19 protein-coding genes are annotated in these 19,132 nt (G+C 65.8%); 10 read left to right on the forward strand and 9 right to left on the reverse strand.

Going from position 1 to position 19,132, the window contains the following annotated elements; all coding sequences use genetic code 11:
- Window positions 1-4: 4 nt before the first annotated feature.
- Both HAP47_RS37065 and HAP47_RS37070 read right to left on the reverse strand, forming a co-directional pair.
- Window positions 5-907, reverse strand: a complete 903-nt coding sequence (locus HAP47_RS37065; protein WP_210285302.1) for an HpcH/HpaI aldolase/citrate lyase family protein — start codon at window positions 905-907, stop codon at window positions 5-7.
- A gap of 19 nt (window positions 908-926) precedes the next feature.
- Window positions 927-1,406, reverse strand: coding sequence for a hypothetical protein (locus HAP47_RS37070; protein WP_173643777.1), 480 nt, complete (start codon window positions 1,404-1,406; stop codon window positions 927-929).
- Window positions 1,407-1,612: 206 nt separating this feature from the next.
- Here HAP47_RS37070 and HAP47_RS37075 point away from each other — a divergent pair, with 206 nt between their 5' ends.
- Entirely contained in the window at window positions 1,613-1,912 is a 300-nt protein-coding gene (locus tag HAP47_RS37075; RefSeq protein WP_173643776.1) for a hypothetical protein, read from the forward strand.
- 116 nt (window positions 1,913-2,028) lie between these two features.
- Here HAP47_RS37075 and HAP47_RS37080 read toward each other — a convergent pair whose 3' ends face one another.
- A complete protein-coding gene (locus HAP47_RS37080; RefSeq protein WP_173643775.1) occupies window positions 2,029-3,225 on the reverse strand; it encodes a hypothetical protein in 1,197 nt (398 codons plus the stop codon).
- Window positions 3,226-3,382: 157 nt separating this feature from the next.
- Window positions 3,383-4,012: an NUDIX hydrolase gene (locus HAP47_RS37085; RefSeq protein WP_173643774.1), complete on the reverse strand. Its 630-nt coding sequence runs from the start codon at window positions 4,010-4,012 to the stop codon at window positions 3,383-3,385.
- A gap of 92 nt (window positions 4,013-4,104) precedes the next feature.
- On the opposite strand from HAP47_RS37085, the gene HAP47_RS37090 reads away from it, so the two are divergent.
- From HAP47_RS37090 to HAP47_RS37100, 3 genes are all read left to right on the forward strand, one after another.
- On the forward strand, window positions 4,105-4,530 hold the full coding sequence (locus HAP47_RS37090) for a PaaI family thioesterase (protein WP_173643773.1): 426 nt from the start codon (window positions 4,105-4,107) through the stop codon (window positions 4,528-4,530).
- A gap of 12 nt (window positions 4,531-4,542) precedes the next feature.
- Window positions 4,543-5,553 (forward strand): aldo/keto reductase, encoded by a 1,011-nt coding sequence (locus tag HAP47_RS37095; protein ID WP_173643772.1) that lies wholly within the window; start codon window positions 4,543-4,545, stop codon window positions 5,551-5,553.
- Between the two features lie 119 nt (window positions 5,554-5,672).
- On the forward strand, window positions 5,673-5,873 hold the full coding sequence (locus tag HAP47_RS37100) for a hypothetical protein (protein ID WP_173643771.1): 201 nt from the start codon (window positions 5,673-5,675) through the stop codon (window positions 5,871-5,873).
- 114 nt (window positions 5,874-5,987) lie between these two features.
- Here the strand turns inward: HAP47_RS37100 and katG are convergent, their stop codons facing one another.
- Complete coding sequence (gene katG, locus HAP47_RS37105) at window positions 5,988-8,153, reverse strand: catalase/peroxidase HPI (protein WP_173643770.1); 2,166 nt, start codon at window positions 8,151-8,153, stop codon at window positions 5,988-5,990.
- A 118-nt stretch (window positions 8,154-8,271) separates the two neighbouring features.
- Here katG and HAP47_RS37110 point away from each other — a divergent pair, with 118 nt between their 5' ends.
- Window positions 8,272-9,231 carry a LysR substrate-binding domain-containing protein gene (locus HAP47_RS37110; RefSeq protein ID WP_173643769.1) on the forward strand — a complete coding sequence of 320 codons (960 nt, stop codon included), beginning with the start codon at window positions 8,272-8,274 and terminating at the stop codon, window positions 9,229-9,231.
- Between the two features lie 166 nt (window positions 9,232-9,397).
- Here HAP47_RS37110 and galU read toward each other — a convergent pair whose 3' ends face one another.
- Window positions 9,398-10,273, reverse strand: a complete 876-nt coding sequence (galU, locus tag HAP47_RS37115) for a UTP--glucose-1-phosphate uridylyltransferase GalU (RefSeq protein ID WP_173643768.1) — start codon at window positions 10,271-10,273, stop codon at window positions 9,398-9,400.
- A gap of 141 nt (window positions 10,274-10,414) precedes the next feature.
- Window positions 10,415-11,716, reverse strand: a complete 1,302-nt coding sequence (locus HAP47_RS37120) for an NADH:flavin oxidoreductase/NADH oxidase family protein (protein WP_173643767.1) — start codon at window positions 11,714-11,716, stop codon at window positions 10,415-10,417.
- 100 nt (window positions 11,717-11,816) lie between these two features.
- On the opposite strand from HAP47_RS37120, the gene HAP47_RS37125 reads away from it, so the two are divergent.
- From HAP47_RS37125 to HAP47_RS37135, 3 genes are all read left to right on the forward strand, one after another.
- A complete protein-coding gene (locus HAP47_RS37125) occupies window positions 11,817-12,236 on the forward strand; it encodes a MerR family transcriptional regulator (RefSeq protein WP_173643766.1) in 420 nt (139 codons plus the stop codon).
- A 134-nt stretch (window positions 12,237-12,370) separates the two neighbouring features.
- A complete protein-coding gene (locus HAP47_RS37130; protein WP_173643765.1) occupies window positions 12,371-13,750 on the forward strand; it encodes a lytic murein transglycosylase in 1,380 nt (459 codons plus the stop codon).
- A 361-nt stretch (window positions 13,751-14,111) separates the two neighbouring features.
- Complete coding sequence (locus HAP47_RS37135) at window positions 14,112-15,839, forward strand: SGNH/GDSL hydrolase family protein (protein ID WP_173643951.1); 1,728 nt, start codon at window positions 14,112-14,114, stop codon at window positions 15,837-15,839.
- A 121-nt stretch (window positions 15,840-15,960) separates the two neighbouring features.
- Here HAP47_RS37135 and HAP47_RS37140 read toward each other — a convergent pair whose 3' ends face one another.
- Together HAP47_RS37140 and HAP47_RS37145 are read right to left on the reverse strand one after the other, a co-directional pair.
- Entirely contained in the window at window positions 15,961-16,335 is a 375-nt protein-coding gene (locus HAP47_RS37140) for a CsbD family protein (RefSeq protein WP_173643764.1), read from the reverse strand.
- Window positions 16,336-16,395: 60 nt separating this feature from the next.
- On the reverse strand, window positions 16,396-17,130 hold the full coding sequence (locus HAP47_RS37145; RefSeq protein WP_173643763.1) for an SDR family NAD(P)-dependent oxidoreductase: 735 nt from the start codon (window positions 17,128-17,130) through the stop codon (window positions 16,396-16,398).
- 194 nt (window positions 17,131-17,324) lie between these two features.
- Here HAP47_RS37145 and HAP47_RS37150 point away from each other — a divergent pair, with 194 nt between their 5' ends.
- Window positions 17,325-18,104, forward strand: coding sequence for an SDR family NAD(P)-dependent oxidoreductase (locus HAP47_RS37150; RefSeq protein ID WP_173643762.1), 780 nt, complete (start codon window positions 17,325-17,327; stop codon window positions 18,102-18,104).
- A gap of 101 nt (window positions 18,105-18,205) precedes the next feature.
- Entirely contained in the window at window positions 18,206-19,093 is an 888-nt protein-coding gene (locus HAP47_RS37155; protein WP_176396259.1) for a TauD/TfdA dioxygenase family protein, read from the forward strand.
- The last annotated feature ends 39 nt before the right edge of the window (window positions 19,094-19,132 follow it).

Below are 19,132 nucleotides of genomic sequence, written 5' to 3' on the forward strand. Positions count from 1 at the left end.
GCGGTCAGGCTCGAACGTTGTGATTAATCGCACGCAGCGCTTCGCCGCGCGCGATCAGGCGCTTAGCGTTGGAATAGGTCGGGACTTCCAGCAGCGAGCCGTCAAATTCGACGCGCCCAAGGCCCTGTGCCCGCGCCGCTTCGAACGCCGCGACGATCCTGGCCGCCTGGCGCAACTCATCCTCGCTCGGCGTGAGGATGCCGTTGACGATGGCGGCATGCGCAGGATCGACCAGGCTCTTTGCGGTGTAGCCCAGCCGTCGTGCCCAGATCGTGTCGCGTTCGACGCCCGCGACGTCGCTCCAGGTGTAGGGACAGTCGACCGCGACCACATTGGCGGCGCGACATTCGACGATGAAGCGCTGCCGCGCGTACGCAAGCTCCAGGCCGTCGCTGCCGCGCTCGGCGCCGAGATCGGCGGCGAGGTCTTCGGAGGCCATCAGGCAACCGATGGTGCGCCGGCTCGCCGCAGCGATCCCGCCGGTCTGCACCAGGCCGCGCGCGAACTCGATGTTCGGCAACAGCGACGTCGATCCCTCGGCGATGCCATAGTCGCGCTCGAACCGCGCCACCGCCTCGTCGAGCCTTGCGACATGGTGCGGCTCGGCGACCTTCGGCAGCGCGACGATGTCAGGATGGCCGCGCATCACGGCGGCAAGATCGTCCATGCCGTCCTGGTCCAGCGGATTGACGCGGACCGCGACCACCACGCCCTGCTCGCGCCAGGCCGCGTAGAGCTCGGCCGCCAGCGCCCGCGCCCTCGGGCGCAGCGGCGGCGGGGTAAAGTCCTCGAGCTCGTGGATCAGCACATCGGCGCCGCCGGCGGCCGCGCTCTGCAGGACCGCCTCGTTGGCACCTTCGAGAAACAGCCAGGAGCGGCACAGCGGGGCCGGGCGCAGCTTGCGCATCACGTGGCCCGCGCCGCCGTCACTGAAACGTCATGTCGAGGCATTTCGAGATGTCGGAGCCGAGACCGGATGAGATGGTGATGCAGCCGCGGATCTTCTGGGTGTTGGTGTCGCTGGCCCAGATCGCATAGCCGCCCGGACCGAAGAACGAATTGGTGTTCGGCGGCTCGGTCTCGGTGGCGTCGAACGTGTAGTTGCCGTCGGTGTCGAAGATGCGCGGCTTCTTGGTGCAGCCGCCGTCGGCCTGCACGTTGATGACCTCCTTGTTGTCCCGCGTCAGCGCCAGCGAGACCTGGCAGCGGAAGTATTCGGAGGTCTTGGCGTTGAACAGATAGGCGTAGGACTTGCAGGTCGACGTGTTGAGCTTGCCGGCCGACAGGCCGCGGCTGCAGGAGATCCGCTGGTTGTTGGAGAGCTTGAACTCGTCCGCCTGCGCGACTGACGCCAGCGCCATGAACGACAGAGCGACACCGATACCGATCTTCATGACGTGGTTCATCCCGATCATCCCCAGGTAGTGTTTCCGGCAATCGAACCGTTTGTAAACGGTAACGCGAAGATAGTCGCCAAGCTTGATGCGGGAAATCACAAAGTCGCTGATGGACGATTGCGGTCGCGCCGATTGTCGTATTGACGCGCAAATGCCGTTCGTGATTTGTTCAAGAACGTGGGGACGACGCCGTTTTTCTCGGCCGGAGGTGGATCATGACGCATTTTTTGACCAAGACCTTTGTTGCGACTGCGGCGTTTGCCGCGCTGACGACATGCGCATTCGCGCAGGAGGCTGCGCCCTGGGAGCTGAAGACCGACATGGGCTACGCCTATGACAAGGAAGGCAAGACCTGGGCCTACAAGATGGGGACCAACAATGCCAACACGCTGCTGAAGGGCGCCAAGAAGGTGCCGAAGGGGACGCTGTTCTTCATCGGCCGCAACGGCCAGCTCTACATGCGCTCCGGGCCCTATCTCGAGGGCGACGGCAAGTTCATGTTCGGCTCGAACTAGAGAGCGTTTTCGAGCGAAGTGGACGCCGGTACGCGTGAAGAAACGCGTCGAGAGAAGGGTCTAGAGCTTCGGTTCTGATTCAACCAGAACCGAAGCTCTGACGTCTTCAGCAGACCTCAGAACGCCGCGGCCAATTCCCTGGCGCCGGGCTTGTTGCTGTTGAAATCCATCCGCTCGTTGGTGATGGCGAGCAGCTTGGCCACGGTGTTGTGTCGGATCGCGACCGGATTGCGTTCGTAGCCGGAGCGCTGGAAGAAATTCGTGGTCGGCACCTGCTCGCGCATCGCCTGCGGCATGGTCACCATGTCGAGCCCGGTGCCGTCGCCGGTCAGGTTCATCATCTCGAGCTCGGCCGCGGTCAGCGGTCTTGTGTAGCCCTTGTTGCGGGCGAAGATCACCGAGGTCAGCAGCTTGTGGGTCTGCAGCATCGGGCCGATATCGATGTCGAGCACCATGGCGTGACACGCCCAGCCCTGCGGCGTGTCGGCGAGGCGCTGATGTGCCGACCAGTCGTCGGGCACGGTCCGCGTGAATGCGACCATCTTCTTCAGCACCGCGAGCTTGTGCTCCATGGCCTTGCGCGCCGGCCCCTGCGTCGCCGCCACCCGCGCGGTCAGATCCCGTACGAATTCATGGCCCTGCTCGGCCAAGAGCTCGACGGTGTTGGTGGTGAGCAGCTGGTTGTAGCCCATCGCGGTGGAGATCGCGCGCTTGCCTCCGTGCTCGATGCCCGCCTGCACGTCGTAATTGCCGGTGCCGCCGGTCTCGAACGAATAGACCCGCACCGCCTGCTCCGGCGTCAGCCCCGCCGCGCGCGCGTAGCGGGCATAGGCGCGCTTGAACTCGACCTCGCTCGACGGACGCTGCGGCGCGAACTGGAATTGTTCGGCCGCCGCCCTGACCAGATCCGAGACCACCGGTATGGTTTTGGGCGGGCGCGGCGGCTTGCCGCCCTCTTCTTCCGGCGCCGGATTGACCGGCCGCTTCGGGCCCTCATAGACCGGCGGCTGCTGCAGCACGTAATCGTCCAGCGTGATCTGCACGCGGTCGCGGCGCTTGGCGTTGCGGCCGCGCCGTTTGTCGGCGATCGCGCTCCAGTAGGCGCTGGCGTCCTGCTCGAAGGCGTCGCGGGCCTCCTGATATTCCTGCAGCTTGCGGCGATATTCCATGATCGCCTGCGGCGAGGCCTGCGCCATCGCATTGGCGACGGACGGCGGCAACGCATCGGCCTCGCCGGCCAGTACGGACGGCGCGCCGGCGGCGAGCGCGAGCGCGACAAATCCAGGAACGAGGCGAATCAATTGCGGGCGCATGGCCTCGTTGTAGCAAGCGCCGCCGCGAAGTCAGCCCGGAAATGTCCGGAGCGCAAGCGGCCGGATGCCGCGATCAGGTCCAGAATTTTCGCCACAATGCGGTGTTCCCCGAGGAATGCCGTGGAGATGCGGTGCGCCACCGCCTGGCCGAGGTTCGTCACTTCCATGCGAACACCGGCTGCTCGAGATCGGCCACGCGGGTGTTGCGGCCGGCGAGCACCTCACGGAACTGATAGATCAGCGCGGCGGTCGGCGCATGGATCTGCTGACCACCGAGCCGGAAGCGGATCACGCGCCGCGCGCTCTCGGGAATCGCGACGAAGGTGAATGCATCGTCGAGCTCGACAGCATCGAGACCGATGCGATGAACGGATGCGACCTCGTCCGGGTTCGGCGTGATCGCCGCCGGCGCACCGGCCCAGACCACGACCGGCGTGATCAGATAGCCGGACCGCGTCGGATAATCGTCGAGCATGCCGAGCACGTCGCGTTCGGACAGCGCCAGCCCAAGCTCCTCGTGCAGTTCGCGCAGCGCAGCCTGGGTCTGTGTCTCGCCGGCATCGCAGCGTCCACCCGGCAGCGCCCATTGCGCGCTGTGGGCACGCAAGCGCGCGCTGCGGCGGGTCAGCAGGAAGGCCGTGCCGTTGCCGTCATCACCTTCGGTCAGCGCGATCGCGACCGCCGCGCGCTTCAGCGTCGGCGCCGCATCCGCCGGCGCGAGGCGCGAGAATGCGGCGCAGAGCTCTGCGATATTCCGCCGGGTGGCATCGTCAAATGTGCGGGCCATGGAGCTTGACTACAACACAACAGCGTTTGATGAAATGAGCGGAACGACATGCCTCCTGCGATCAATCATCTCAAAGCAAGGGATCCCTCCTCATGACGGCCAAGGCCGCGGACAAGCTCAAATCCGACGGCTGGAAGATCGCCGACACCACGGGTTTCCTGACACTGATCGGCCCGTTGTGGGAGCGGTTGAAGGACGGCGCGCTCGAGCTCGCGCTGATCACCGAGGACAAGCACCATAATCGCCGCGGCCTGGTGCAGGGCGGCGTGATCATGACCTTTGCCGACCGCGCCTGCGGCATGGCCGCGCGCTTCGTCTCGGGCAAGCCGACGCTTGCGACGGTGCAGCTCGACACCCATTTCGTCGAGGCCGGCAAGATCGGCGAAATCCTGACGACGCGGCCGCGCGTGGTGCGCTCGACCCGCAGCCTGATCTTCATCACGACCGAGGTGACCGTCGACAAGCGCTGCATCGCGATGGCCAGCGGCGTGTTCAAGATCTTGAAGAACGACAGCTAGGGAGCCTCCCCGATGCAATATCGCCAGCTCGGCCGCAGCGGCCTGAAGGTTTCGCCGATCTGCTTGGGCACCATGATGTTCGGGGGGCCGACCGACGAGGCGACCTCGTCACGGATCGCGGCGAAGGCGCGCGAGGCCGGCATCAATTTCATCGACAGCGCCGACGCCTATAATGGCGGCAAGTCCGAGGAGGTCGTGGGACGCGCGATCTCGAACAGCCGTTCGGGCTGGGTGCTCGCGACCAAGCTCGCCAATCCGATCGGCGACGATCCGAACCATGGCGGGCTGTCGCGGCGCTGGGTGTTGCAGGCCGCTGACGAGAGCCTGAAGCGGCTCGGCACCGATTACATCGACGTCTACTATCTGCACAAGGAAGACCACGCGACGCCGCTCGACGAGACGGTGCGCGCGATGGGCGACCTGATCCGCGCCGGCAAGGTGCGCTATTTCGGTGTCTCCAACTACCGCGCCTGGCGCGTCGCCGAGATCTGCAACATCTGCGACCGGCTCGGCATCGACCGTCCCGTCGCGAGCCAGCCCTATTACAATGCGATGAACCGGATGCCGGAGGTCGAGCATTTCCCGGCCTGCGCCTATTACGGCCTCGGCATCGTGCCCTATAGCCCGCTGGCGCGCGGCGTGCTGACCGGCAAATACGCACCGGACGCGGCGCCGCCTGCCGACACCCGCGCCGGCCGCAACGACAAGCGCATGATGCAGACCGAGTGGCGGCCGGAATCGCTGCAGCTCGCGCAGGAGATCAAGCGCCACGCCGAGAGCCGCGGCATCACCGCCGGCCAGTTCGCGGTGTCCTGGGTGCTGAACTCGTCGTTCGTCAGCGCGGTCATTGCAGGCCCGCGCACCGAAGCGCAATGGGACGACTACATCCGCGCGCTCGATTATCGCTTCACCGCCGAGGACGAAGCCCTGATCGATCGCCTCGTCGTCACCGGCCATCCCTCGACGCCGGGCTTCAACGATCCCGCCTATCCGATCGAGGGACGCCGGGCGCGGACCGGATAGCGTCCAGCCTTCGGCACTCCCATCGGCTACGCCGAAGTCACGTTTCGTAGCTTCCGAATTGCGCAAGCGCCGTGTCGGCTGCACCATCATCGCATGGAAATGCTGATACCGGTGCTGCAATGACGGCATCCAATGTACTGGACTGGATCGTGGCTCTCCTGGTGTGCTGGGCGAGCCTGACCGCGATCTTCGAGCCTTCGCGCGGGGCCTCGCAGTGCGATGCTCCCATCGTGACGAGCAGCGCAGCGCAATCGCCACCGGCGATTCCGACGCAGGCGGAGTTCGAGGAGATGATCCGGGACATGAAGCTGCACGACTGAGCAAAGCTGCGGAAAGCCTTTCGTCTTCATAATTGCATCCCCCAAATGAAACAGGGCGGCGCCGAAGCGTCGCCCTGTCCCTGATTGCCGTTACCGGCCGCTTACTCGTCCAATTTACTTGGCGAGATCGAAGCGATCGGCGTTCATCACCTTGGCCCAGGCCGCGACGAAGTCGTTCACGAACTGCTCCTTGGCATCCGACGAGCCGTAGACCTCGGCGAACGCGCGCAGCTGCGAGTGCGAGCCGAAGATCAGGTCGACGCGGGTGCCAGTCCACTTCACCGCCTTGGTCTTGCGGTCGCGGCCTTCATAGACGCCCTGGCCGGCATCGCTCCACACCGTGCCCATGTCGAGCAGGTTGAGGAAGAAGTCGTTGCTCAGCGTCCCCGGCTTGCCGGTGAAGACGCCGTGCTTCGACTTCTTGGCATTGGCGCCGAGCACGCGCAGGCCGCCGACGAGGACCGTCAATTCCGGTCCGGTCAGCCGCAGGAGCTGCGCACGGTCGACCAATGCCTCCTCGGGCTGCAGGAACTGATGCTTGCCGCTGATGTAGTTGCGGAAGCCGTCAGCCCGCGGCTCGAGCGCAGCGAACGATTCGACGTCGGTCTGGTCCTGCGTCGCATCGGTGCGGCCCGGCGTGAAGGGGACCTTCACATGGGTGCCGCCGTCCTTCGCCGCCTTCTCGATCGCGGCCGCGCCGCCGAGCACGATCAGATCGGCGAGCGAGACCTTCTTGCCGAACTCCTTCTGGATGGCTTCGAGCTTGGCCAGCACCCCCTTGAGCTGGGCCGGCTCGTTGACATCCCAGTCCTTCTGCGGAGCAAGGCGGATGCGCGCGCCGTTGGCGCCGCCGCGCTTGTCGGAGCCGCGGAAGGTCGAGGCCGAGGCCCAGGCGGTCGACACCAGTTCGGACACCGAGAGACCCGAAGCGAGGATCTTCGCCTTGAGCGCCTCGATATCCTTGTCGTCGATCACGGGGTGATCGAGCGCCGGCACCGGATCCTGCCAGATCAGCGTCTCCTTCGGCACCAGCGGGCCGAGATAGCGCGCGATCGGACCCATGTCGCGGTGCGTGAGCTTGAACCAGGCGCGGGCGAAGGCGTCCGCGAACTGATCCGGATGCTCATAGAACCGGCGCGAGATCTTCTCATAGGCCGGGTCGAAGCGCAGCGACAGGTCGGTGGTCAGCATGGTCGGGACATGCTTCTTCGACGAATCGAACGCGTCCGGAATGACGGCGTCCGCGCCCTTTGCCTTCCACTGCTTCGCACCGGCCGGGCTCTTCGTCAGCTCCCATTCGTACTTGAACAGGTTCTCGAAGAAGTGGTTGCTCCATTTGGTCGGGGTCTGGGTCCAGGTCACCTCGGGACCGCCGGTGATCGCGTCAGCGCCGACGCCGGTGCCGAACTTGCTCTTCCACCCCAAGCCCTGATCCTCGATCGCGCTGCCTTCCGGCTCCGGCCCGATCAGCGACGGATCGCCCGCACCGTGGGTCTTGCCGAAGGTGTGGCCACCGGCGATCAGCGCAACCGTCTCCTCGTCGTTCATCGCCATGCGGAAGAACGTCTCGCGGATGTCCTTGGCCGCGGCAACCGGGTCCGGATTGCCGTTCGGGCCTTCCGGGTTGACGTAGATCAGGCCCATCTGCACCGCGCCGAGCGGCTCGGAGAGCTGACGCTCGCCGCTATAGCGCTCGTCGCCGAGCCAGGTGCCTTCCGGACCCCAAAACAGCTCTTCCGGCTCCCACACGTCGGCGCGGCCTCCCGCAAACCCGAACGTCTTGAAGCCCATCGATTCCAGCGCGACGTTGCCGGCGAGGACCATCAGGTCGGCCCAGGAGATCTTGCGGCCGTATTTCTGCTTGATCGGCCACAGCAGCCGGCGCGCCTTGTCGAGGTTGGCGTTGTCAGGCCAGCTGTTGAGCGGGGCGAAACGCTGCTGACCGGCACCGGCGCCGCCGCGGCCGTCGGTGATGCGATAGGTTCCCGCCGAGTGCCAGGCCATGCGAATCATCAAGCCGCCGTAATGGCCGAAGTCGGCCGGCCACCATTCCTGCGACGTCGTCATCAAGGCCGTGAGGTCCTTGATCACGGCGTTGAGATCGAGGGACTTGAATTCCTTGGCGTAGTCGAAGCCCTTGCCCATCGGATCGGACAGGCTGGAATTGTGATGCAGCACCTGAACGTCGAGCGTCTCCGGCCACCAGTCGCGATTCGCGTGCCCGCGGGGCCCGCCCGTGAATGGGCATTTGCCCGCGCCGTCGTCGGTTTTTGCGTCCATGTTTCTTCTCCGAGGTGATGGATTCTGGAATGCGCTGGAGCTCTTCCAGGAACGATTCTACGCGTCCCAATCCATCAGGTGAAATTGACTTTAATGATCGCGCCAATAAGATAATCTGATGATAAATGTCACACTCCGGCAACTGAGGTATTTCGATGCGCTGGCGCAGCACGGGCATTTCGGGCGCGCCGCGGATGCCTGCGCGGTGTCGCAGCCGGCGCTGTCGATGCAGATCCGCGAATTGGAACGAGCGGTCGGCGGCGTGCTGATCGAACGCAATGCCCGACAGGTCACCCTGACGACCTTCGGCGAGGACCTGCTGCACCGCGTGCGCGACATCCTTCGCTCGGTCGACGAGCTCGGCGACTTCGCGCGCGCTTCGCGCGACAAGCTCGCCGGTCGCCTGCGCGTCGGCATGATCCCGACGATTGCGCCATATCTGCTGCCGAGGGTGATCGAGACCCTGGCTCGGCTGCATCCCGAGCTCGACATCCATGTTCGCGAGACGCTGACGCCGAAGCTGATCAAGGCAGTCGCCGAGGGCCGGCTCGACACCGCGATCGTCGCACTGCCGGTGCATGAACCGTCGCTGACCGAGGTCGCGCTGTTCTCCGAGAATTTCCTGCTGGTGCGGCCGGGCCAGGACGCCAGGACGCCGGTGCCGAGCGCCGAGATGCTGCGCGAGATGCGGCTGTTACTGCTCGAGGAAGGCCATTGCTTCCGCGACCAGGCGCTGTCGTTCTGCAACATGCAACCGTCGTCGCCGCCGCGCGAGGTGCTGGATGCGAGCTCGCTGTCGACACTGGTGCAGATGGTCGGCGCCGGCATCGGCGTCACCCTGATCCCCGAGATGGCGGTGACGGTCGAGACGCGCTCCGCGCCCGTGACGGTCTCGCGCTTCAAGAACCCGCAGCCCTCGCGCACCATCGGCATGGTCTGGCGCAAGACCAGCCCGCTCGCCGCGCAGCTGCAGCAGATCGCCGAAGTGGTCTCGCTCGCCGCCCGCGAGCTGCGCGCGCCGAAGGGCGATGGCGCGAAAGAGCCAACGAAACGGGCGGGGCGAAGGAAGGTGGCTTGATTGAGTCGGGGTGCGGCGGAGACGATGCCGTCCGTGTTTGACGCACACGTCGCGCCATAATTACAGCTGTCGTCCCTGCTTTCGCAGGGACGACATCGAATATGTTGCGCGGTCTGTGAATCATCGTCCGCGGTCTCGCGGCGAATGACGTGATGGGGCAGCGCCCCTACTTCTCCAGATATTTCTTCATCTCGGCGATCAGGCCTTCGCGCAGCTCGGCACGCTTGAGGCCGAAGGCGATATTGGCGCGGAGGAAGCCGGGCTTGGAGCCGCAATCGTGGCGCTCGCCCTCGAACTCGACGCCGTAGAACTTCTGCGTCTTGGCAAGCCCGATCATCGCGTCGGTGAGCTGGATCTCGCCGCCGGCGCCGCGCTCCTGCGTGGCCAGGATGTTGAAGATTTCCGGCTGCAGGATATAGCGGCCGGTGATCGACAGGTTCGACGGCGCGGTGCCCTTCGGCGGCTTCTCGACCATGCCGTCGACCTCGAAGATGTTGCCGGTGCGTGTTCCCACGCCGCAGATGCCGTATTGATGGGTGAGCTCGTCGGGCACCGCCTCGACCGCGATCACGTTCGACTTGTCGCCAAGCTTGTTGGCGGCGTCGATCATCTGCTTCAGGCAGCCCGGCGTGTTCAGCACCAGTTCGTCCGGCAGCACCACCGCGAACGGCTCGTTGCCGACGATGTCGCGCGCGCACCACACCGCGTGGCCGAGCCCAAGCGGCGATTGCTGCCGGGTGAAGCTCATCGCGCCGGCTTCCGGCTGGTTCTGCGCCAGGATGTCCTGCTCGGTCTTCTTGCCGCGCTGTGCGAGCGTGGTGTCGAGCTCGAACATGCGGTCGAAATGATCCTCGATGACGCCCTTGTTGCGGCCGGTGACGAACACGAAGTGCTCGATGCCGGCCTCACGGGCCTCATCGACCACGTACTGGATCAGGGGCTTGTCGACGATCGTCAGCATCTCCTTCGGCATCGCCTTGGTAGCGGGCAGCACGCGGGTGCCGAGACCGGCGACGGGAAATACGGCTTTGCGGATCTTCATGGGATTATCGGGAGCCTTGAAACGGGTGGGACGGCGCGAAATGTAATCGCTTCTTCGTACCCGTTTTGCAGCCGAGAACAAAGGCGGATGTGTGATGCGCAGCAATCCGCCTTGTTAACCCGAGCACCTTGAGCGGCCGGCCTACCGAGGCATCCCGACGGCGCGCGCATTCGCGCGTGACGAGATCGGCGCGCCGTGAGAGGCAGCCGCCGCGGCGGCCGATGCCGCGATCCAGCGGCGATATTTGCGGGTGAGCAACGCCGTGCGCAACTGGGCCAGAACCAACGCCTTCAGCGGCGAAACGTTCGGATTTGCGATGCGGCCCCGGCTCAACCGCCGCAGCTGGAATTTCACGACGGCCATGGCGGCAAGCGAGGCCAGCGGCTTGCTCTTCCAGCTGATCGGCGCGACTTCTGGCCGCAGATCCTCACCCCTGCGCCAGGCGTTCGGCAGATCCGGCCTGATGGCGAGCGCAGTGGCGATACCCGCGATGGCGACGCCGCTGTCGAGGACCTGGTGCACGACGCCGATGCGGCGAATGCCGCCGGTGACCATGACCGGCATCCTGGCGACCCCTGCGATACCGCGTGCGAAGTCGAGGAAATAGGCCTCGCGCCCCAGCGTGCGGCCATCGCGCGCATCGCCCTGCATCGCCGGCGCCTCGTAGCTGCCGCCCGACAGTTCCACCAGATCCACGGGCAATTCGTTCAGCATCTCGACGACCGTCTTTGCGTCCGCTGCATCGAAGCCGCCGCGCTGGAAATCGGCCGAGTTCAATTTGACCGCAACGGAGAAGCCGGGCGACGCCGCGGCGCGGACCGCCTTGACGGTTTCGATCAACAGACGCGCCCGATTTTGCAGCGAGCCGCCCCAGCCGTCGGTGCGCCGGTTGGTCAACGGCGACAGGAACTGGCTGATCAGATAGCCGTGCGCCGCGTGGATCTGCACGCCGGAGAAGCCGGCTTGCTCTGCAAGTTGCGCGGCCGTGACGAAGCGCGCGATCACCTCGTCGATGTCGTGCTCGGTCATCGCTTTGGGCATCGCAAACAGGTTCGAATGCTTGCCGAGATCGAGCGGCACCGCCGATGGCGCCAGAGTCTGCTGGCCCATGTTTTTCATCATCTGCCGACCCGGATGATTGAGCTGCAGCCAGATTTGCGCGCCCTTGGCCTGGCCGATCCGCGCCCAGTTTCGGAACGCCTCAAGCGGCGTGCCGTCCTCCAGCACGACGCCACCCGGTCCGGTCATGGCGCGGCGATCGATCATGACGTTGCCGGTGATGATGAGGCCGGCGCCGCCGTCGGCCCAGTCCTGATAGAGGCGCAGCAGGTCGGCCGACGGAAGATGCCCGGCGTCGGCCATGTTCTCCTCCATCGCCGCCTTGGCGATGCGGTTGGGAACGGTGCTTCCGTTGGGCAGAGTGAGGGAGTCGAACGGCGACATGAGCCAGGTTCCTTGATCAAGTTCCTTAATCGAGTTCCTTGATCTACGCGCACCTTAACCTTAAAGTAAACTTTAAGGTCAAGCAGCGTGGAGCACGGCAGTGAAGATCGGGGAACTGGCTCGGAAGTCTGGCCTCACGCCGTCGCGTATCCGCTTCTATGAGCGAGAGGGTCTGATCGGGTCGATTGATCGCGGCTTGAACGGCTATCGGCAGTATTCACGCGGAACCAGGCAGGTCCTCGAGATCATCGTGATGGCCCAGCAGGCCGGATTTTCGCTCGACGAGATCCGGAACCTGCTGCCGCCCCACGGCAAGGGAGACTGGAGCCGCGACACGCTGGTGGCCGCGCTCAAGGCCAAGGTGGTCAAGGTCGCAGCCCTGCAGCGCCGATTGTCTGAAACACAGGCCGGGCTGGAGGCCGTGATCGCCCGGATCGAAGCCACGCCGCCGGGCGGCGACTGCTTCGAGAATGCCGAAGCTGTTTTGGCCGGTCTCAGGGAACAGCCAAAGGCGGGTTGACGACGCCGGGCAATTTGTCCCGGTCACACCATCGCGCGCGATTTCGTCACGCCCCAAATGCTGCCCTTTGTTAAGCTATTGGAAACCGTGACGGGGCCTTCTGAGGCGGCACGATTTTGACAGGCATACGACACATGCGCGCGACCGGAACATCAAGGACCAGGCTTTGCAGCGCGAGCTTGATCGCGCTGGCCCTGCTGCTGCCCGGCAGCACGCAAGCTCAATCGGCCGGCAACGGCCTGACCAACCTGATCGACAGCATCTTTTCGGGGAACGCCGCGACGCCGCCGCAGGCCGCGACCGGACAGGACGGCGCGGCGCCGCCCTGGAGCGGGGAAGACGGCGCCTCCGGCCATCCCTTGATGACAGCCGCCGCGATCCGCCAGGCCGCATCCGACTTCCCGAACTGCGTCGCCGCGATGTGGCCGGATGCCGCGCGGCGCAACATCACCCAGCAAAATTTCGAGCGCTTCACCGCGGGCCTGCAGCCCGATCTGCGCATCATGGATCTGCTGGATTCGCAGCCGGAATTCACCAAGGCGATCTGGGACTATCTCGACATTCTCGTCAGCGACGCCAGGCTCGCCAAGGGCCGCGAGATCCTTGCCAAATACAAGCCGCAGTTCGACGCGACCGAGAAGGCCTATGGCGTCGATCGCTATATCATCGCGGCGATCTGGGGCATCGAGTCGAACTACTCGACCCAGATGGGCGATCGCAGCGTGGTGCAGTCGACCGCGACGCTCGCCTGCATCGGCCGCCGCCAGGCCTATTTCAAGGACGAATTCCTGTCGGCGCTGGAGATTCTCAACCGCGGCGATCTCAGACCCGAGCAGATGCGCGGCTCCTGGGCCGGCGCGTTCGGCCCGACCCAGTTCATGCCGACCGCGTTTAAGCGCTACGCCGTCGACGGCGACGGCGACGGCCGCCGCGACGTCGTCGACAATCCGAGCGACCTGATTGCCTCCACCGCCAACAATCTGAAGAAGGACGGCTGGCAGACCGGCGCGAGCTGGGGCTACGAGGTGGTGCTGCCGCAGGGCTTGAACTACATGCTGGCCGATCGCGCCAAGGCGATGCCGCTGTCGCAATGGGAGCAGCTCGGCGTCAAGCGGCCGGGCGGCCAGCCGTTCCCGCGGCCGTCCGACAAGGCCTATCTGCTGGCGCCGGCGGGTGCCGAAGGTCCGGGCTTCCTGATGCTGCAGAATTTCCGGGTGATCATGAAGTACAACCCGGCCGAGGCCTATGCGCTCGCGATCGGCCATTTCGCCGATCGCCTGCGCGGCGGCCAGCCCTTCGTGCAGCCCTGGCCGCGCCAGGAACGGGTGCTGTCACGCGCCGAACGGCTGGAACTGCAGCAGCTGCTCGCCCAGCGCGGCTTCTACAAGGGCACGCCCGACGGCCAGTTCGGCGGCCAGACCCGCGAGGCGCTGCGCGGCTTCCAGGTGTCGATCGGGGCGCCGGCCGACGGTTTTGCCACCGCCGAGGTGCTGGAGCGGCTGCGCGGGCGGTAGCGCGGCCTACGAAGCTTCTTCACCTCCCCTTGCAAAGGGGAGGTCGCTTTGCTCGAGAGAGCAAAGCGGGTGGGGATCGTCTCTCCCCACGAGCGACGGTGTGTGTGGCTGGCCCCCCCCATTCCGACCTTCCCCCTTTCAGGGGAAAGGAGAAGGCTATGCCCCGGATGAGGCGCCCGCGCCATCCGGGTTAAGGGTATGGGCGTTGGGCCCCAGGGCCCAAAACTAACCGTGAAATCCGATATTTGCCCGGCGCCTTGACGACGGCCGGAGGCACCCGATTTATGGTGGAAAAGCTGCCCGCTTGCGGCCCGATTCCGCTAATATGCTCGCGTACTTCCTGATCATTGCGACGAACTCGATGGCGAAGCCGAAATCCTTCCTGCGCCTATTCACCGAAGCCGGTCCGCTGGTCGCGCTGACGGTGGCGCTTGCGCTGTTGGTCGGCATTGCCGAGCCCGCCTCGGCGCAGTTTTTTGGCTTTCCCGGCTTCGGTGGGGGACCACCGCAACCGCAGCGGCGCGCTCCGCCGCAACACGGCGGCGGCGGCTGGTTCGGGGGCGATTTCTTCGCACCGTTCCAGCAACAGCAGCCGCAATCACAGCCGCAGCGGCCGCGCGAGGATTTCTCGCGGGCGCCACCGCCGGCCAAGCGCGAAGCCGCGGCCGAGCGCAACGTGCTCGTGATCGGCGACGCGATGGCCGACTGGCTCGCCTACGGCCTGGAAGATGCCTATTCCGACCAGCCCGACATGGGCGTCATCCGCAAGCACAAGACGGTCTCCGGCCTGATCCGCTATCAGCCCAAGGGCGATCCTGCGGACTGGGCTGCGGCCGCGAAAGGCATTCTCGCCACCGAGAACCCCGACGCCATCGTCGTGATGCTCGGCCTCAACGACCGCACCGCGATCCGCGAACCGGTCGCGGAGAAGAAGGTCGACAAGAAGGACGACAAAAAGGACGCGCGCGGCAAGCCGGACGCAAAGCCCGGCGACAAGCCCGACGCCGCCGCCAAGACCGATGGCAAGTCCGACGGCAAGACCGACAGCAAGCCGGTGGATGCCGAGCTACCGGCCGACGACGCCGACCCCGACTCGCAGGCCGCGCCGGAAAAGACCGCGCGCTCGCCCAACGGCCTCTATGAATTCCGCGACGACCGCTGGGTCGAGCTCTACGGCAAGAAGATCGAGGAGCTGATCAACGTGCTGAAGAGCAAGGGCGTGCCGGTGCTGTGGGTCGGCCTGCCCGCGATCCGCGGCCAGAAGGGCACGTCGGACATGCTGTTCCTCGACGCGCTCTATCGCGACGGCGCCGGCAAGGCCGGCATCACCTATGTCGACGTCTGGGACGGCTTTGTCGACGAGGCCGGCCGCTTCATGCCGAAGGGGCCGGACTTCGAAGGCCAGCCGCGCAAGCTGCGCACCGATGACGGCGTGTTCTTCACCAAGGCCGGCGCGCGCAAGCTCGCGCACTATGTCGAGCGCGAGGTGACCCGCCTGCTCGCGGTGCGCACCGGCCCGATCGCGCTGCCGAGCGAACCGGCAACGCCCGAGACCAGCACTGAACCCGGCAAGCCCGCGCCGCGGCCGCTGGCAGGCCCCGTGCTGCCGCTGGTCGCCTCCACGGTCGGCACCGATCAATTGCTCGGCGGCCCCGGCTCGCGGCCTGCCGCGGTCGACGCGCTCGCCGCACGCACGCTGGTGAAGGGCGAAGCGTTGGCGCCGCCGGCCGGCCGCGCCGATGATTTCGCCTGGCCGCGCCGCGAGATCGGACGCGAGCAAGCCAAGGGCGACGTGCCGGTGGCCGCGACCACGCCAGCCGCACCGGCGGCGGCCGGGCCAGCGAATCCGCCGCCCTCCACCACCGCAATCGCGCCCGACGGCTCGATCATCACCGCGCCGAAGCCGCCGAGACGTGTGTTCCGTCCGGCCCAGGCCCAGCCGCAACAGCAGCCACAGACGCAGCCCTGGCTGCGTGACATCTTCGGATTCGGCGCGCCGCAGCAGCAGCGCCCGCTGGTCGCCCCGCCGCCGCGGCCGCCGCGCAATGTCGGACAGCGTGCCGCGGTGCCGGGGAATCCGTGGCAGTAGGCGGCGCGCGCGTTCAGATCATGGAAACACTGTAGGGCGGGTTAGGCGAAGCCGTAACCCGCCGATGTCGTATGTGCGGAGAGACGCGGGGTTACACCAACGCTAACCCGCCCTACGCAGCTCAGCCGTAATAGCGCCAGCGTGACGGCGGGCGGCGCGGCTGGCGCGTCATCAACAGCGCCAGCGCGAAGCCGATGCCGCCGGCGATCAGGAGCGATCCGAGCGGATTGTCCTGCACCGTTTGCGCCATCGCTTTCTGTCCGCTGCGAACGGTCTCGCCGCGGTTCGCATAAGCATCCTTGGCGTAGTTGACCGCGGTGTCGGCCGCGTCACGCGCGACATCCTTGGCCTGGCCGTAGAGATCCTGCACTGCGCCAGCGGCTTCGCGCGCGCGGCCCGACGCCTGCGTGCGCGCATCACCAGCCACATCGCCGACTGCGCCTTCGGCCTTGCCCGCGAACTCCTTCGCCGTACCGAGAATCCGATCCTTGTCCATCACAACGACTCCCTGAAATGTCGGGAAGCCAACCGCTGAACCTCGCGCAAGTTCCTGGAGTTAAAGAATCAATCCGCCGTCGACCACGATGGTCTGGCCGACGACGTAGGAGGCGAGCGGCGAGGCCAGGAACAGCGCGGCGCCGGCCATGTCGGCGGGCGTGCCGAGACGCTTCAGCGGAATGCGCTCGAGCGCGCCTTCGAGCCGCTTTGGATTAGCCGTCGTCGCCTTGGTCATCTTGGTGTCGACGAGGCCCGGCGCGATGCCGTTGACGCGGATGCCGTTCTCCGCCCAGGCCTCGCCGAGCGTGCGCGTCAGGCCGACCGCGCCGGTCTTCGAGGCGTTGTAGGCCGGATTGCCCATGGTGGAATGGTAGGCTGCGGTCGAGCTCACGATGATCAGCGATCCTTTGCTCGCGCTCAGCATCGCGTGGAATTTGGTGGCGCAGGCCATCAGGCTCATCAAATTGACTTCCATCACCTTGCGGAAACCTTCCATCTGGAATTCCCCGCGGCGGTAAATCACCGCGCCCTGCGCCAGCACCAGCACGTCGAGCCGATCGAACGACGGTGCGAGACTCTCGATCGCCTGCGGATTGCTGACGTCGAGCTGCGCATAGGCAAGGCCATCGAGATGCGAGCCTTCCTCAGTGGAATAGTCGCTCGCCTGCGCGCGGGTGCCGTACACGGCAACGCGCGCGCCCTTGGCGCGGAAGGCCTGCGCGATGCCGTTGCCGATGCCGCTGGAGCCGCCGACCACCAGTACTTGCTTGCCGCCGAAATCGAGCTCGTTCATCGCGTTCCTCTCCCGTGCTGTTTTCGGGATTGAGCATGATCTTTTTCGAAAAGCCAACGCAAAAGCCACCGCAGAACTTGCGTTAACGCGCTACGCGCGCGCCGATATCGGATCAGTGGTTTGACGTCATTGCGGATCGGTGCCAGCGTTGCCGGTCTCACAACGCGCCAAATTTCATCTCGCGAGAATCCGTCATGTCCGAATTCAAACAGCTCAGCCGTTCGGTGAAGGGCCTCACCGTTCTCGTCACCGGTGCCGCCAGCGGCATGGGCCGCGCCACCGCGCGCGTGTTCGCCGATGAAGGCGCCAATGTCGCGGTCACCGATCTCACCGAAGAGGGCACGCAGGCGGTGGCAAAGGAAATCGCGGCAAGCGGCGGCTCGGCCAAGGCCTGGACGCTCGACGTCAGCGATCGCGACGCCATCACCAGGGTCGTCAACGATGTCGCCGCGCAATTCGGCGGGCTGGACATCATCGTCAACAATGCCGGCATCTCGGTGCGCGTGCCGATCGACGATCCAGCTTACGAGGACGCCTGGGCCAAGGGCATCGCGGTGATGCTGACCGCGCATCCGCGCATTATCCGCGCCGCATTGCCATACCTGCGCAAGTCGCGTTCGCCGCGCATCGTCAACATCGCCTCGACCGAAGCGCTCGGCGCGACCGGGATGCACAGCCCCTACTCCGCGGCCAAGGGCGGCGTCACCAGCCTGACCCGCTCGCTCGCGGTGGAACTGGGGCGCGAAGGCATCACCGTGAACTGCATCTGCCCGGGCCCGATCCGCACCGCCATTACCGACCGCATCTCCGAGGAGCACAAGACGATCTACGCCAAGCGCCGCACAGCGCTTGCGCGTTACGGCGATCCGGAAGAGGTCGCGCATATGACGCTGAGCCTGTGCCTGCCCGCGGCCTCGTTCCTGACCGGCGCGGTGATTCCTGTCGACGGCGGGTTGATGGCGCGGAATGCCTGACCCGCGTCTGGTCGCGAAGCGTTGACAGGGCGCGCGTCGGGAGTAGCCTTCTCGTCAAACGAAGCGGGACAACCGCCCGCGGAATACGGGGAGAAACGCCAATGACGGTCCTGATCCGGCAGCTTCACAAGCATTTCGTCGGCGAGGTTTCCGGCGTCGATCTGCGCAAGCCGCTAACGAAGAAGGAAGCGATCGACATCGAGGCCGGCATGGACAAATACGCCGTGCTCGTCTTCCACGGCCAGGACATCACTGACGAGCAGCAGATGGCGTTCGCGCTGAACTTCGGCGAGCGCGAGAACGCGCGCGGGGGCACGGTGACCAAGAAGGAAGACTACCGCCTCTCCTCCGGGCTCAACGATGTCTCCAATCTCGGCAAGGACGGCAAGCCGCTGCCGAAGGATCACCGCACCCATCTGTTCAATCTCGGCAACTGCCTGTGGCACTCCGACAGCTCGTTCCGGCCGATCCCGGCGAAATTCTCGCTGCTGTCCGCGCGTGTCGTGAACCCGAAAGGCGGCAACACCGAGTTCGCCGACATGCGCGCCGCCTATGACGCGCTCGACGACGAGACCAAGGCCGAGATCGACGACATGATCTGCGAGCACTCGCTGATGTATTCGCGCGGCTCGCTCGGCTTCCTCGACTACACCGACGAGGAGAAGGAGATGTTCAAGCCGGTGCTGCAGCGCCTGGTGCGTACCCATCCGGTGCACGGCCGCAAGTCGCTGTATCTGTCGTCACATGCCGGCGCCATCAGGGGCATGAGCATGCCGGAGGCGCGGCTGTTGCTGCGCGATCTCACCGAGCACGCCACGCAGCCCGAGTTCGTCTATGTGCACAAATGGACGGTGCATGACCTCGTGATGTGGGACAACCGCCAGACCGTGCACCGCGTGCGCCGCTACGACCAGTCGCAGCCCCGCGACATGCGCCGCGCCACGGTGGCCGGCACCCAGCCGACGGTGGCGCAGGAGGCGGCGGAGTAGGCAAGACTACGGCCGTCGCAGCCAAATCCACCGCTGCAA

The sequence above is a fragment of the Bradyrhizobium sp. 41S5 genome, assembly GCF_011516665.3.
In the GTDB taxonomy this organism is placed as follows: Bacteria; Pseudomonadota; Alphaproteobacteria; order Rhizobiales; family Xanthobacteraceae; genus Bradyrhizobium; species Bradyrhizobium quebecense.